Raw genomic sequence first — 14,470 nt, 5'->3', positions numbered from 1 at the left:
GCGGCAGAACGCTGCATTGGCAGATATCTGGTTCAATCCGGAATGCAGCGCGCATGCCACTCAGTTCGCGACGTAAATACTTCACTTAAGCTTCGCGGCTAGGGCCGCCAGCCCCGGGAGCCTCGCCGCGTGGATGGAATTCGCCGCACGCTCAAACCTGACCCCGGAGCGTCCGAGCTCATCCCGCGTTACGAGCTACGCCATAGCCAATGCGCGGAACCCGACATTTGATGTCGCGCCCACATTCGCCCCGCATTGGTTGCATGTAAAAATTTTCCGGAAAGCTCCTGGAAATCACGCGTAATGCTTGATCTAGCTTGGCAATATCCGACAATTATAAATACAGTGAGACCCAAGAACGTGGCGAAACAAAGACGCATCCGCGAAGAGGTCTCCTCCGTAGCTGAACTCGATGTGCGTTCTGCTTATTTATTACTGCCAAGCTTTGAGCCGTTGTCAGGCCTGGGCTTGCCGATCCCTGTGGCGATCCTCGTGAACGGCGCGACGCCACCCCTTACATCTCCCGCAGATGCCGCGATCTGGATCGTTGCGATCGCGCGAGACGCTGATCGCGCGAGTTTTGGCGCCTTGTTCACGATCTTTGCGCCGAAGGTTAAGGGGTATTTGGTTCGGCGCGGGGTCATCCCTCAGACCGCCGAGGAGCTGACTCAAGATGTCTTTCTCGCCGTTTGGCGAAAAGCCGATCAGTTCGATCCGCTGCGCGCCAGCGCATCGGCCTGGATCTATACCATTGCTCGGAACATGTCGGTCGACGCCTTGAGGCGGGAGCGTCAGCCTGCAGACGTTCGTGTCGATGAGCCCGGCAATGGTCAGGTCACGCCTGAGGAGGAATTCAGAGCTGCGCAAGGCAACGACCGACTGCGCGCGGCGATCGACAACCTGCCCGAAGATCAGGCCTACGTCCTGAGGCTGGCCTTTTTCGACGACCTGACCCACGCCGAGATCGCGGAACTCCTCGGTCTACCCCTTGGCACGGTTAAGTCGCGCATCCGGCTTGCCACGGCGCACCTCAGATCTGCGCTCGACGGTCTGGTCTAAGCTCGACCCGGCAAGCGACGCTCTCAGGCCTCAGGCACTTCATCCGGGGCCGAGCTTTCGCTCTGCCCATCGATTTGATCCAGAACGCGCTGCAGAGCGTCAGCGGCGAGCGGTTCGCCTGGCTGCTCGACAAGCCGTCGGCCCTCGTTCTCTTCGGCGGCTCGCACGACCGCTCGGCAGGCTTCGCACGCGATGAGGTGCGTCTTGAGGAGCGCCGCTGAATCGGAGGCCAGTTCACCCGTCGCGTAAGCTTCCAGTTGTTGCTGGGGCGGGTGGGTCGGGGCGGGCAAACGGCTCTCCAAGTGGACTAGGGTTGCGCGCTTATCGGGGCGCTAGTGGCATGACGGCGATCTGACCGCTTCGGTTCACTACGGCCAACACGGTGCCTCGTCACGCGCTCTCGTCTGAGGGCAAGAGCTGGTCATACATCTGCAGAACCGCGCGATAGCATTCACAGGACCGGTGCTCCAGTCCGTCACAGTCGAGGATTTCCAGCTGACCACGGCTGTGGCGGGCCAAGCCCTCGGCCTTCAGCACACCGGCTGCGCCGCTCACGGTGGTCCGCTGCACGCCCAACATTGTCGCCAGATATTCCTGGGTGATCTGGCGAGTGGCCGCTCGCGGTGGCTCCGGCGCGCGCTCCTGTGGCCGCTGCCTCCTAGGGCTGGGGACGGGCGATGCCCGCGAGCGCAAATCCGAGCGCGCCGGCCCACAGCTCGGCCGGCGGTGAGTCGAGGAGGCGGCGACCCTCGCTCTCCTCGAGTTCCGCGACAAAGGCAGCGCAGGTCCCGCAGGCTTCAAGGTGGCGGCTTATTTCGCCGGTGTCGGGCTGGGCCGGCAGGCCCAAGGCGTAGGCGGTGAGTGCGCGGGTCGGTGTATGCGAGGGGTGCGGGGGAGGCGCGGCGGTACCGGCGGCGCCAGATTGCATTTGATCGGTGCTCATGGCTAACGCCTCTCGCCTTCAGGGGTCGGACCTCCCGACCCGAACTGTTGGAGGCCGTCAGGACCGGCCGGGGACGGCTCTGCCGGTAGCGCCTCCAGAGCCGTCAGCATGGCCGTTTGCCAATCGGCCTCGATCGCCAGCTTCCGCCACTCCAGGGCCAAAGCCTCCAGCAAATGGACCGTACCGGGGTCCTGAATCTCGGCGGCGGCTTTCAGAAGACGTTCGGCCTTGGCTCGGTAGCCCGCCGCTGACCTGTCAACCGGCGCTCCGATGGCGGACGGAAGCGACGACGTCACGCCGCGGCTCCGGGCCGAAGTTGCGCCGTGACGACCTCCACCAGCCGTTCAAGCGGGAAGGGCTTTGCCATCATCGTGCTGTTGGCCACACCGTTTGCGGGCCAGTCGGGCGCGCCCGAGCCGCTCATGTAGAAAACCGGCAGTCCGGGTTGCAGCGCGCGCGCGGCCTTGGCCACCGACCAGCCATCCATCGGCGAGCCGAGGTCAATGTCCGTGATGAGCCCGCCCAACTCACTTTTGAAACGGTCCAGCAGGACGATCGCGGCCGACGCGTCCCGTGCGACCGTGACCTCGAAGCCCCGGTCCCGCAGCGCCTCTTCTAAGAGGTCGCAAACCAGAACTTCGTCTTCGACGAGCAGAACCAGATTGGAGTCCGCGTTTGACATTGCCTAGGCCTCCCCAGACGGAGGCAGCAGTCGGTCGTATGTCCGCAGCACCGCGCCGTAGCACTCGCAGGAACGGCGCTCCAACCCGTCACGGTCGAGGATCTCAATCTGGCCGCGGCTGTAGCGGATCAGGCCCTCGCTTCGGAGGACGCCGGCCGCGGCGCTGACGGTGGTGCGCTGCACGCCCAGCATGATCGCCAGATATTCTTGGGTGATGGAAAGCACGGAGGTGTTGAGCCGGTCGTGGCAAATCAGCAGCCAGCGCGCCAGGCGTTTCTCGATCTCGTGCAGCGCGTTGCAGGCGACCGACTGCTCCTCCTGAGCGATCAGGGTCTGAGCCGAGCGCAGCAGCAGTTCCAGCAAGGCGGGGCTCTTCGCAGCCTGATCTCGCAGGGCGGCTGCCGAGATCGATATCCCCGATCCGGCCAGTTGGACGTAGGTGCGGTTCGAGGACGACGCACCGCTGAGCGCGGGAAGGATGCCCACCGCACCTTCATAGCCCACGGTCGCGCACTCGACCTCGGCGCCGTCGGCCATGACCGCGACAATCGACAATCCGGCGCTGCTTGGAAAGTGAACCTGTGTCACCTCGCCGCCAACCTCATAGAGTGCGACACCCGGACCCCAGGTGACCTCAGTCATGTGGGGCAGCAAAGCCACCAGATCGGCCTTGTCGACGATGGATAGGATGCGATTACGGAACAGCACTGGCCCTCTTGAATAGTGTTCGGGACCCTTGGGTAGAGCAATAGGCCTACCGTCACACGCCCTATCGATCAATACGGCGATCTTACATTTGCAATGTACTCAAAGTTACACGGTACGTAATTGTCGTGCATCCTATGTCAGAACATGACCTAGTGTGCATGGAGACTCGTCATGCAAACATCCAATCACCTGTTGCTCTCCTTGGAAGCGCACGACTTCGACGTTCTGGCGCGTCAAATGCGGCCCATGGCGTTCAAGGCCGGCGAGATCCTTTACGAGCCGGAGGACCAGGTCGATTGGATCTATTTTCCGGAACAGGGGCTCATTTCGCTGCTCTCCGTCATGCTCTCGGGGACCGCCGTGGAAACTGCCGTCGTTGGCAATGAAGGCGGGGTGGGGTTTCTGGAAGTCGCCGGCGCCGGCGTCACGTTTTCACGCGCACTGGTGCAGGTCGATCTCCTTGCCCTGCGCGTGTCGGCAGAGGCCTACAACGCCGCCTTTGACGCCAGCCCTTCGCTCCGGAAACGTGTAACCAGCCACGTGGAACTGTTGCTGGCGGAGGCGCGCCAGACGCTGGCCTGCCAGAGTCACCACTCCCATGAACAGCGCCTGGCGTGGTGGCTATTGGAGTGTCAGGACCGCACCGGTGGCGGCCCAAGGCTGCCGCTCAAGCAAGATTTCCTGGCCGCGATGCTGGGCGTGCAGCGCTCGACCGTTTCCCAAGTCGCCGGAGCCCTAAAGGCAGATGGGCTGATCGACTATACGCGCGGCGAGATTCAAATCCTGGATCGGCAACGGCTGGAGCGCCGATCCTGCGAATGCTACGCGACCGCCGCACACTATCGGAACTTGATTGAGGCTCGCCAGCAAGCGGCGTCCGCCTAGCGCTGAGATAGTGGGTTGGACGGGCCTGACGTCGGCGAAAAGTGGTCCAAGCTTTCCTGACTGTATTGAACTTTTAGCTTCACCATAATCGCCACGTGGCGATTTCCGACACTTAGATGTATGAATTCATCACACTATGGCATATAACAACTTATCGTCAGCTCTCTGAGAGCATGCTGGCGGCTGAGAGACGGCAGGACTTCCCTGCCGCGCTCCCGCGTACGCGGGGGACACATGGATCAAACCAACCAAATCCCATCATTAGAGGCGGCCCGGGCGAGGGCGGCGGGTCAGGTCGGCGCTCCTGTCCCGGATAGAGCCGCGCCTCACGCGGAGGAGCGGGCTTTCGCGGTTTGGAGCGAGGCGGCGCGAGACAGGGAGACGGGAGGGGCGCTTGACGTCCTGGCGGTCGATGCCGGACTCCTGGCCACCGCCGCGGGCGACAGGGTGCGTTTCGCCGAGCTGTTCCGACTCGTGGCGCCGCGCGCGAAGGCTTACCTGATCCATCGCGGGGTGGCCCCGCTTGCGGCCGAGGCCCTCGCGATCGAGGCGATGATCGAGGTCTGGCGAACGGCCCGTGGGTTTGATGTCGCCGCCCAAAGCGGCCAGGCCTGGATCTTCGGAGTGCTTCGTGACATCTCCCGCCGCCATGGCGTCTCCTTACAGATGACGCGGCAATGAAAGCGCCGACAGCTCCCCGGGAACTCGCCCTGGCGCTGTTGCAACGCGCGCGCCTGGAACCCTTGGCGAATGTCCGCGCCAACTATATGGCGGCGGCGGGACGTTGGATCGCCATCGCCGAACGCCAGGAGCATCTTGACCGCGAATATGCCGAGAAAAGGGACAGACTCCGCGCCGAGCTCCTGACGCGAGTGTCAGCTGCGCCGCAATGACTCTCCCGCAAGGTCCTGGGCCGGCTGTCCAACAGCCAACCGGTTCCGTGCCGACGGGCGTCGCTCGAGACACTATCGGTGAGGCACTCGGGCGCCTGTTGGTCCTTGATGAGGGGTTTTCGGTCGTCGCCGTGAGCGCAGCGTTCTGCGCAGGCTTCGGAGTCGATGCGGCAGACACTGTCGGACGGAGCTGCTTCGCGTTCGGCGCGGGCGCGTGGAACATCCCTGAACTTCGGCGGCTGTTGAAGGCGACATCGTCCGGCGCCTCGCCTGCCCACTCGATAGAGTTCGATCTCAAGCGCCCTGGGCAGGCCGCTCGCCGTCTCGTGGCCAAGGCCGAAAGGCTGATCTACGCGGAGCCCAGCGTCACCCACTTGGTCCTTTCCGTGGCGGATGTCACAGACTTGCGCGCCACGGAGCAGTTGCGCGAAGAGATTCACCAATCGCAGGCGCTCGTGGTTCACGAGGTGCGTCACCGCGTCACCAATAGCCTTCAGATCGTGGCCAGCGTTCTCTTGCTGAATGCCCGGGCGACCCAGTCGGAGGATGCCCGCGGCCAGTTGGAGGCGGCCTATAGCCGGGTGATGGCGGTTGCGGCCCTGGAACGCCAACTCTCGGAAGCTTCCGACGATCAGGTCGAACTGGGGGACTATTTCAGGCGCCTCTGCGCGAACATGTCGGGCTCTGCGATCGCCGATCCAGAACGGGTCGTTTTGAGATCCTTCGTCGATCCAGTCGTCGTAAGCTCGAGTACGGCGGCTTGTCTCGGCATGATCGTGACGGAGCTGATCATCAACGCCTTGAAGCATGCCTTCCCCGGCGCGCGCAGAGGAAACGTAACGGTCGCCTTCGACGCGAAAGGGTCCGACTGGATTCTCACCGTCGGCGACAACGGGGTGGGCATGCCGGACCTTCCGCCGACAAACGGACTTGGTACTGAGATCGTCAAGGCGCTCGTCAGACAGCTCGGGGCGAGTGTCGCAATGTCGGATGCGTTCCCCGGAGTGATCGCTTCGATCCGTTCCGCCGCGGCGCCACGCATTCGGTAAGTTGCGAGCGCGGGGCGGCGCCAGAATGAACCGCTGCGCAAGTGTCAGTGCGCAAAAGCAATGAACACGGCTCACGCGCCGCCCGCGCCAGCCCTCATCGGGGCGCCGGGGCCGCAGATGCGTCGCCGCTATCCAGGGTGTCGGCGAACGAAGGATCAACCGAGGACCGGCGCCAGCCGGCGCTCGGCCACCGCGGCGGCGTCAGCGAGCGCGCCGTACGGCGTGTCTAGAGCCGCTGCCATTTCGGAAAACAGCAAGGGCGCGGATACGGGCTTGCTGACGACCGCATCCATTTCCGCCGCCAGGTAGCCAGCGATCTGATCGGGCATGACGTTCGCCGTGACGGCCAGAATGGGGGTGCGCGGGCGGCCGTTTTGCGCTTCCAGCGCTCGGATTGCGCGCGTCGCGGCCAGACCGTCCATCACCGGCATCAGGATGTCCATCAGGATCATGTCCCAGGGCTCATGTTCCCAGGCGGCCACGGCTTCGGCCCCGTTGGCGACCATGGTGCAGGACACGGACGCCATCTTCAGGAAGATCTTCAGGACCTGCTGGTTCGTAGGATTGTCTTCCGCGCAAAGCACCCGGAGGCCTGGATTGTCGGATGAAGGCGCATTGTCTTCCACGACCCGGCTGGTTTCGACAGCCAAGGGATCGTTCCAGCCTAACAGGATAGACGGTCGCGCGAGTTCAGGAAGCAGACTGCCGGTAACCGGGTGCAGATCATGGCTGTCTTGGATGATGAGCCCGACCTCCGCGCCCGACGCGCGGATGGCGTCCGCCATGCCGTTGGCTAGATTATAAGCCTGCTCTTTGCAGATATACGGTCCAAGTTTATTGTGAGCCGTTACGAACTAGGCGCCAGATTCCCGAGAAATTATGATCGACATGCAAGTCATGATGACGCCTCCGGGTACATGAAGCGTCTACCTTTGTGGTTAGTTCCAACCGGAGATTGTATTAAGTAAGATATTATTCGATGGATATTGAATATAAACTTCTATGTGCAAAATATTACGCGGTAGGATTGGAATCCGACATAGCTTGATATCTTCAGAAGGCCAAGACGTTCCAATGATTTTAGTGGAACGGCGGAGGCCCCAGCGCGTTTTTCGCATCGTCGAGACGCCGACATTGCGCGGCGACCGACCTGGGGGCTGAATGACAAATGTCGACGGACCGAGACTCCTCTACGTCGAGGACGAGCCTCTCATACTTGAACTCGGCGTCACGGCGTTTGAGGACGCCGGCTTCAGTATTGTCGCGCTCGCGAGCGGCGCGGCGGCCTTGGCTGCGCTGACCGGCGGAGACTTCAGGGCGTTGGTGACGGACATCGACCTCGGCGGCCAAATCGACGGCTGGCACGTCGCCAAGCAGGCTCGGGAACAATTTCCGGAAATGGCGATCATCTACGTCAGTGGGGGCAGCTCTAACGACTGGGCGTCGAAGGGCGTGCCTGGGAGCGTCATGATCGTCAAACCCTATGCGACGTCGCAGCTCATCGTCGCCGTTTCAACTGCGCTGCTTGGGCCAGAGCCGAGTTGACCCTGCTCGGCGCCAGGTCGCCGAATACCTAAGCCCTGATCGCGAGGCCGGGCGGCGATCCCGCCGGTCACAAGGCGGTAAATTGTGTGGCGAGCGGCCGACGGGCGTGCTCGGTCCCGCCGCGTTCCGCGGCTCCTACGGGTCCGCCGCCAGCGCGCGCCTTTGGCGCCGCCGGCCGCTCATCGTCGCGTCCCGCCGGGCAGCGCCCGGCTTCGCCGTAGCGCAGGCTCCTTGCAGCCTGCGTTGTAAAGGTGGGGCGCCGACGCGCTGGAGGATCGATGTCCCTTGGCGACAGGTTCGACCAGCTACTGCGCGTCTTATCCTTTCTCGGGCCACAAGGCGCTCGTCTTGTGGGCAGGACCATCCGTGACGGATGAGCACCTGACGATCAATCTGACCACGGGCACGTTCGAAGGCGTGGCGTCTGGGGAGCAGGGCGACATGGCGCGCCGAAGCTATCTTTCGGCGGCTTCAGGTCCGTGCACGCAAAGTCCCGGGCGGAAGCCGGACGCGAGGTGACAGACCAATACGTGCTGGGGTCCGCTTTCCCCCGATGCCGACGTTCGGATGGTCCGCTTGCGGAGGCAGAACAGCGGCTGGCCCGCAACGCTCGCCCGATCGATAGGGAAGTCCCCGCAAAACGAAGCGCTCGCCGCGACAGCGTTGAAGTCGTCGTCCAGCAGGAGCGCCGGCACATCGGAAGACGCTACCAGAGCCATGGCCAACGTCATCGCGACTCCAGGGTGAGCAGGAGGTCGGCTTGAGACCAAACGGCGCGGCGCACGTTGAAGCTTGCGCGCTCATTGGTCGGCGCGATCAGCAAGGCGCCCCGCATGCCAGCAAACACGCCCGAAGGGCCCGCCGCGCCGGCGCAAGAGGACCCCAGCCGGCGGCCTGACATTCCCTATCAGCGCGTCCTGGAAGGGCAGCCCGCCCTCGTGACCGGAGCGAATTCCGGCATCGGCAAGGCGATCGCCATCGGCCTGGCCAAAGCCGGCGCCGACGTCGTGGTCAATTACGTGACCGACCCCGGCGCCGCGGACGACGTCGCCCACGCGGTGGAGGCGGCCGGCGGCCGCGCGATGACCTTCCAGGCCGATGTGAGCCGCGAAGATCAGGTGGCGGCCATGTTCACGGCAGCGCGCGCGCAATTCGGCACCCTGCACATCGTGGTCAGCAACGCCGGGCTGCAGCGAGACGCGCCGTTTGAGCAGATGACGCTCGACCAGTGGAACACGGTGATCGGGGTCAATCTCACGGGCCAGTTCCTATGCCTCCGCGAGGCGGTTCGGGAATTCAACCGCCGTGGGCCGGACAAGGTGGTCTCGGCCGCCACGGGCAAAATCATCTGCATGAGCTCGGTGCACCAGCAGATCCCCTGGGCCGGCCACGCCAACTATGCCGCCTCTAAAGGCGGGATCGACATGCTGATGCGCAGTCTGGCCCAGGAAGTCGCGCCGCGGCTGATCCGCGTGAACGCCATCGCGCCGGGCGCCATCCGCACACCGATCAATACCAGCGCCTGGGATACGCCGGCGGCCTACGCCGACCTGATGAAACTTGTGCCGTACAAGCGCATCGGCGAGCCGGACGACATCGCGCGCGCCGCGGCTTGGCTGGCGTCCGACGCCGCGGACTACGTCACCGGGGCGACCCTCTTCGTCGATGGCGGCATGACGCTCTATCCGGGGTTCGCCACCGGTGGCTGAGATTGCCGCGGCTGCGACCGCCCGGAGCCAGATCGCCGACTACGCCCTGATCGGCGACTGCGAGACCGCGGCCCTGGTCAGCCGGGGCGGCTCGATCGACTGGTTGTGCTGGCCCCGGTTCGATTCTGACGCCTGCTTCGCCGCCTTGATTGGGGAGCCGTCCAACGGCTACTGGCGCATCACGCCCACGGCCCCCTTCAAAGCCTCCCGCCGCTACCGGCCCGGCACGCTGATCTTGGAAACCCTGTTCGAGACGGCCGACGGCGCGGTTGCCCTGATCGACTTCATGCCGCCGCGCGGTGATATCTCGAACATTGTCCGCCTCATCGAGGGCCGGCGCGGGGCGGTGCCTCTGCGCATGGACTTGGTTCTGCGTTTTGGCTACGGCCGCACCGTTCCCTGGGTCAGCGCGATCGACGGCGGTCTATCGGCGGTTGCGGGGCCGGACAAGGTCGTCCTGCGGACCCCCATCGAGACCCGCGGCGAGACCATGACGACGGTGGCGGACTTCACGGTGGAGGCCGGCGAGACTGTCCCGTTCGTGTTGAGCCACCAGGCGTCGCATCTGCCGGTCATGGCGGGCGTCGATCCTGCGAAAGCCCTGGCGGAGACGGAAGCTTTCTGGCGGGCTTGGATCGACCGTTGTCAGGTCGCGGGGCCCTATGTCGAGGCCGTGCACCGCTCTCTGATCACGCTGAAGGCGATGACCCACGCGCCGACCGGCGGCCTGGTCGCGGCGCCGACCACCTCTTTGCCGGAGCAATTCGGCGGCGAGCGGAACTGGGACTACCGGTATTGCTGGATCCGGGACTCGACGCTCACTCTGCTGGCGATGATGAACTGCGGCTACTTCGACGAAGCCGTGGCCTGGCGCGACTGGCTACAACGCGCCGTCGCCGGCGATCCTGCCGAAATGCAGATCATGTACGGCCTGGGCGGCGAGCGACGGCTGATGGAATGGACGGTCGATTGGTTGGCCGGCCACGAAGGATCCAAGCCCGTCCGGGTGGGCAACGCCGCCCATGGGCAGTTCCAGCTCGACGTGTTCGGGGAGCTGATGGATACCTTCCACCAGGCCCGCGTCGGGGGGCTGGCGACCCCCGACGGGTTGTGGGAGCTGCAGTGCGCCCTGATCGCCCACGTCAGTGAGGTCTGGAACCAGCCCGACGAAGGAATCTGGGAAGTCCGCGGCCCCCGCCAGTCCTTTACCTATTCCCGCGCCATGGCCTGGGTGGCGGTGGACCGCGCTATCCGGAGCGCGGAGACCTTCAATCTTGAAGCGCCGCTGGCGGACTGGCGTGAGCTTCGCGAGATGATCCGCGCTGAAGTCTGGGCGCAAGGGTTCGACAAGGACCGCAACACCTTCACCCAGGCTTATGGCACACCGGCATTGGACGCGAGCCTGCTGCTGCTGGCCCAGGTGGGCTTTGTCGAGGCGAGCGATCCGGCCTTCATCGGCACGGTCGAGGCTGTCGAGCGCGAGCTCTTGGTGGACGGCTTCGTCCAACGCTATCGCACCCAGAAGACCGACGACGGTCTGCCGCCGGGGGAAGGCGCCTTCCTCGCTTGCAGCTTCTGGCTGGCCGACGCCTACGCGATGATCGGCCGCGAGGACGATGCGCGCGCGCTGTTCGAGCGCTTGCTCGCCCTGCGCAACGACGTGGGTTTATTGGCAGAGGAATATGACAGCGCCGCCGCACGCTTCGCCGGCAACTTCCCGCAGGCCTTCTCCCACATCGGCCTGGTCAACACCGCGGCGAACCTCTCCCATCCCGACAAGCCGAACGATCAGCGGGCGGCAAAGGCCTGACATGCGCTCGTCTGGCTCACCCTTCTTTGAATACGGAGCCCGGCCGTGAGCGCCGCAATCCTCATCGCCTTCGGCGTCCGGCTGATCCTGGTGCTGCTGTTCCTGCCGTTAAGCGCGCTAGACAAGATCCTCAACTTCAGGGGCGCGGTCGCCCAGGCGCGCGAGGTCGCCCCAAGCGCTGGCTTGGCGAGACTGCTGATCCTCGCCGGCCTCACGATCGAGATCGGTATGTCGGCCGCGGTGCTGAGCGGGATCGCCGACCGGGCCGCCGCCGCCGTGCTCGCCGCCTACTGCGTGGCCACGGCGCTGCTCTGGAAACAGTTCTGGCGGCCTGGGGACTTCTGGCGCGACCCGAACGGCAAGGCCCGCGGACTGTTCTGGGACTTCTGGAAGAACCTCGCGCTCGCCGGCGGCTTCCTGCTCATCACCTTCGGCACGACCGCCGCCACCGTAGGCGACGTGCTCCATGCGCCGCTGTCGTCGTCCCGTCCCTACGTGGCTTCAGGAGCGCGCCCGTGACCGAAGCCTCAACGCCGAGCGTGCCGTACTGGCACGTCTGGACCGATGCCCACGGCGTCAGCCGCCAGACGCGCTGCCAAATGACATCGTTCGCGCTGGCGTCGATCAGCCCCCCGGCTGCGCCGCAGTGGCAGGGCGCGAAGACCCACGATGGCGCCACGGTGTTCGTCACGGTGCTGCCGGTCGGCTGGGTCGGCGACTGGCATGAGAATCCGAAGCCGCAGTGGATCATCCCGCTTTCCGGCCGCTGGTTCGTGGAGACGCTCGACGGCAAACGGGTTGAGATGGGACCCGGCGAGCTATCCTTGGGCGAAGACCAGGGCACGCAGGCCCATGGATCTCGCCGAAATCGCGCTCCCGCAGCCGCAGCAGCACGCCGCCGAAGACCTTGCTGTTGCCGCCGACGAAGTAGTGCAGGCCGGGATGAAAGGCGTCGCCCTTCGCGTTGTACCAGGTCTCCGGGGCCTGGTAGCGAGCCTCGTTGAACACCGCTTGGCTGTCCCAGTTCTCCCGTGCCCGAGGGAGATAGTCGCCGCGTTCCAGTAGAAGGACACGTTTGCCGGTCTGGGCCAATCGCCAGGCCATCGTGCCGCCACCGGGGCCCGAGCCGACAATGACGACGTCGTAGCGTTCAGTTGCCAAGTTATCCCCTCTGCCCGCATAGCGCAGGCAAACAACGCTTAGGGTAAGTCGTGGTGCCAGGGCGCTGTCACTGGCGCTTCAGCAATGAGGCGAACCCGCTGAAGGCGGAGCGTCTGGTTGGAGATGACAAAGGGCTCTGCGATCTTGTTCTGAAGCGAAAAAACGCTAGTCTCAAATCGCGCTCCAAAGCGCATTCGGGGAGTGCCTCAGGACGCGATCGACGCCGATAGATGGCGACAGGGCAAAAAAAATTCGCGGAGAATTCCCAAACAAATTCAATAGGCTTACGAATCGTCGGCGGTCCAATCGGATGAAGCTAGATTTTCGTAAGAATAATTCATATTAATCAAATAGTTATGAGCGCATTCAACAATAGAGTGGGAGTAAGCGTTGCTATAGAAGTGTAATAATATCAATGATTTACGAATTCTCATTGATCATTCCGTCTGCATGGTCAATTGGCCGGCGACGTGTCGGGACCTTTCGCCTTCTATCGGTTCATGGGGCGTGAGACAGGCAACGCGCGGTTTCGTCGGAAGAGCAGACGGTATTTTTCAGGCCCAGGGCGCAGCTTCGCGGTCGCTCAGAAATCAGCTGTTCCGGATAGTCAACGAGCAGCCCGTGTCGCACGTACGCGCCGCCGCGAACACTCCACACGGAAGCTAGCTCCAGATGCTTTGTGCGGCCTGCGTGAAAATCAAATACACCGTGAAGGCGAGCATCACGGTCGGTATGGCCAGCTTTTCCACGATCTGCTCCAGGCAAAGACGTCATTGCCCTTGATCGTAGGTCTCTCCCCGGGGCCACGATTGTCCGGATCGGTGCTGAATTGTGCAGGCCAGCCGCGGCGTTGCTGACGCGCCGCTGCCGGTTGCTGCCGGGCGCAATTCCCGTGCGGATCGCGCCGACGGCGGCTCCGCGATGGCGACGTCCGTTCATTTACGCTGACGTCCTAGCACGCGCGGCGAACCTATAGCCGCGACCTGGAACGTTCAGAATGCAGCGTTCGCCAGAATTGCCTTGGCCCGGCGCGCGCCGCAGCGCGACCATGTGGACCGTCAGGTTCGCGTCGGTGACGGTCGTGGTCCGCCAGTGTTGTTTCGTCACGAGCTCGCCGGCGCGTTCCACGAGCGTGACCAGGATCGCGATGGCCCGCGACCCGAGGCGGATCGTCTGGTCGCCGTCCCGGAGCTATTCCTGTCGAGGCAGGAGCCGGAACGGTCCGAAGGCACAGCCGATTTGTGTAGGCGAAGGCGCCAAGGCTCACTCGCAAGCTACAGCGTGATGATGCCCCGCCGCGCGGCGACGGTGACCGCATGGGTGCGGTCTGCGACATCGAGCTTCAGGAAGATGCTCTTCAGGTGGGTCTTCACCGTCGCCTCGGTGATCGACAGCCGGTGGGCGATGCCTTTGTTGGGCTGACCCTGTGAGATCAGGCGCAGCACCTCGATCTCGCGTTCGCTCAGGCGTTCGTCGATGGCGTACATCGCGATCTTCTCGGCGATTTCCGGCGATAGACGACGCCCGCCGCGGTGCACGGCGCGGACGGTATCGACAAGGTCCTTCCGCAAGCTGCTCTTCAGAAGATAGGCCGACGCGCCGGCCTTCATCGCCCGGTAGGCCTGCACATCGCCGTCGAATGTGGTCAGGACCACGATCTTCGCGTTGGGAGCGTCCGCGCGAATGGCCGCGATGGCCTCCAGTCCGCCGACCCCCGGCATCTGCAGGTCCATCACCACGATGTCCGGTTTCAGCGCCCGGAAGCGCTCGATCGCTTCCTCGCCATTCTCGGCCTCGCCGACCAACCTCATGTCGTCCTGCCGCTGAAGCACGGCGGCCACGCCTTCACGCAGGAACGCATGATCGTCGACGAGCAGGATGGAGATCATGCCGTCGGCGGCGCTGCGCTCGTCCATGGCAATCTCCGTGTCCTGGGAAAGCTTAGCCCCAATTTGATCGCATCGCTCCCTCGCTGGGGCTAGGCTCAGGTCACCCCTTTGGGGACGACGCTCTTCGGCCGCCAGCC

Annotated in this window: 17 protein-coding genes; 8 read left to right on the top strand and 9 right to left on the bottom strand. The window is 64.1% G+C overall.

What is annotated here, in order from left to right; all coding sequences use genetic code 11:
* The first annotated feature begins 360 nt into the window (after positions 1–360).
* Positions 361–1,059 carry a sigma-70 family RNA polymerase sigma factor gene (locus E8A49_RS04200; RefSeq protein ID WP_293376678.1) on the top strand — a complete coding sequence of 233 codons (699 nt, stop codon included), beginning with the start codon at positions 361–363 and terminating at the stop codon, positions 1,057–1,059.
* A gap of 23 nt (positions 1,060–1,082) precedes the next feature.
* Here E8A49_RS04200 and E8A49_RS23125 read toward each other — a convergent pair whose 3' ends face one another.
* The 5 genes from E8A49_RS23125 to E8A49_RS04175 form a co-directional block, all read right to left on the bottom strand.
* Entirely contained in the window at positions 1,083–1,349 is a 267-nt protein-coding gene (locus E8A49_RS23125) for a zf-HC2 domain-containing protein (RefSeq protein ID WP_366928780.1), read from the bottom strand.
* 100 nt (positions 1,350–1,449) lie between these two features.
* Complete coding sequence (locus E8A49_RS04190; RefSeq protein WP_293376676.1) at positions 1,450–1,752, bottom strand: helix-turn-helix domain-containing protein; 303 nt, start codon at positions 1,750–1,752, stop codon at positions 1,450–1,452.
* A complete protein-coding gene (locus E8A49_RS04185) occupies positions 1,718–2,002 on the bottom strand; it encodes a hypothetical protein (protein WP_293376675.1) in 285 nt (94 codons plus the stop codon). The genes E8A49_RS04190 and E8A49_RS04185 overlap by 35 nt, the downstream gene beginning before the upstream one ends.
* A gap of 292 nt (positions 2,003–2,294) precedes the next feature.
* Entirely contained in the window at positions 2,295–2,684 is a 390-nt protein-coding gene (locus E8A49_RS04180; protein WP_293376674.1) for a response regulator, read from the bottom strand.
* Between the two features lie 3 nt (positions 2,685–2,687).
* Positions 2,688–3,392, bottom strand: coding sequence for a Crp/Fnr family transcriptional regulator (locus tag E8A49_RS04175; protein WP_293376673.1), 705 nt, complete (start codon positions 3,390–3,392; stop codon positions 2,688–2,690).
* Between the two features lie 171 nt (positions 3,393–3,563).
* Between E8A49_RS04175 and E8A49_RS04170 the strand changes: the two genes are divergently transcribed.
* The 3 genes from E8A49_RS04170 (at position 3,564) to E8A49_RS04160 (ending at position 6,219) form a co-directional block, all read left to right on the top strand.
* Positions 3,564–4,277, top strand: coding sequence for a Crp/Fnr family transcriptional regulator (locus E8A49_RS04170; protein WP_293376672.1), 714 nt, complete (start codon positions 3,564–3,566; stop codon positions 4,275–4,277).
* Between the two features lie 447 nt (positions 4,278–4,724).
* On the top strand, positions 4,725–4,958 hold the full coding sequence (locus tag E8A49_RS04165; protein WP_293376671.1) for a hypothetical protein: 234 nt from the start codon (positions 4,725–4,727) through the stop codon (positions 4,956–4,958).
* Positions 4,959–5,301: 343 nt separating this feature from the next.
* Positions 5,302–6,219 (top strand): sensor histidine kinase, encoded by a 918-nt coding sequence (locus tag E8A49_RS04160; RefSeq protein ID WP_293376670.1) that lies wholly within the window; start codon positions 5,302–5,304, stop codon positions 6,217–6,219.
* A gap of 155 nt (positions 6,220–6,374) precedes the next feature.
* Here E8A49_RS04160 and E8A49_RS04155 read toward each other — a convergent pair whose 3' ends face one another.
* Positions 6,375–7,004: a response regulator gene (locus tag E8A49_RS04155; RefSeq protein ID WP_293376669.1), complete on the bottom strand. Its 630-nt coding sequence runs from the start codon at positions 7,002–7,004 to the stop codon at positions 6,375–6,377.
* Between the two features lie 376 nt (positions 7,005–7,380).
* On the opposite strand from E8A49_RS04155, the gene E8A49_RS04150 reads away from it, so the two are divergent.
* From E8A49_RS04150 to E8A49_RS04135, 4 genes are all read left to right on the top strand, one after another.
* On the top strand, positions 7,381–7,764 hold the full coding sequence (locus tag E8A49_RS04150) for a response regulator (protein ID WP_293376668.1): 384 nt from the start codon (positions 7,381–7,383) through the stop codon (positions 7,762–7,764).
* Between the two features lie 803 nt (positions 7,765–8,567).
* Positions 8,568–9,473 (top strand): glucose 1-dehydrogenase, encoded by a 906-nt coding sequence (locus tag E8A49_RS04145; protein WP_293376667.1) that lies wholly within the window; start codon positions 8,568–8,570, stop codon positions 9,471–9,473.
* Complete coding sequence (locus E8A49_RS04140) at positions 9,466–11,283, top strand: glycoside hydrolase family 15 protein (protein ID WP_293376666.1); 1,818 nt, start codon at positions 9,466–9,468, stop codon at positions 11,281–11,283. Before E8A49_RS04145 ends, E8A49_RS04140 begins: the two co-directional genes overlap by 8 nt.
* A gap of 45 nt (positions 11,284–11,328) precedes the next feature.
* The gene (locus tag E8A49_RS04135; RefSeq protein WP_293376665.1) at positions 11,329–11,802 is read left to right on the top strand and encodes a DoxX family membrane protein; all 474 of its coding nucleotides are present in this window, start codon (positions 11,329–11,331) and stop codon (positions 11,800–11,802) included.
* 228 nt (positions 11,803–12,030) lie between these two features.
* On the opposite strand, the gene E8A49_RS04130 is transcribed toward E8A49_RS04135, so the two are convergent.
* The 3 genes from E8A49_RS04130 to E8A49_RS04125 all read right to left on the bottom strand — a co-directional run bounded on the left by E8A49_RS04130 (position 12,031) and on the right by E8A49_RS04125 (position 14,360).
* Positions 12,031–12,444, bottom strand: a complete 414-nt coding sequence (locus tag E8A49_RS04130; RefSeq protein WP_293376664.1) for an NAD(P)-binding protein — start codon at positions 12,442–12,444, stop codon at positions 12,031–12,033.
* 939 nt (positions 12,445–13,383) lie between these two features.
* Entirely contained in the window at positions 13,384–13,614 is a 231-nt protein-coding gene (locus E8A49_RS23120) for a winged helix-turn-helix domain-containing protein (RefSeq protein ID WP_366928781.1), read from the bottom strand.
* 104 nt (positions 13,615–13,718) lie between these two features.
* A complete protein-coding gene (locus tag E8A49_RS04125; RefSeq protein ID WP_293376663.1) occupies positions 13,719–14,360 on the bottom strand; it encodes a response regulator transcription factor in 642 nt (213 codons plus the stop codon).
* Between the last annotated feature and the right edge of the window lie 110 nt (positions 14,361–14,470).

Source organism: Phenylobacterium sp., from assembly GCF_004799515.1.
GTDB lineage: Bacteria > Pseudomonadota > Alphaproteobacteria > Caulobacterales > Caulobacteraceae > Phenylobacterium.
This window is presented reverse-complemented; position numbering and strand designations above follow the sequence as displayed.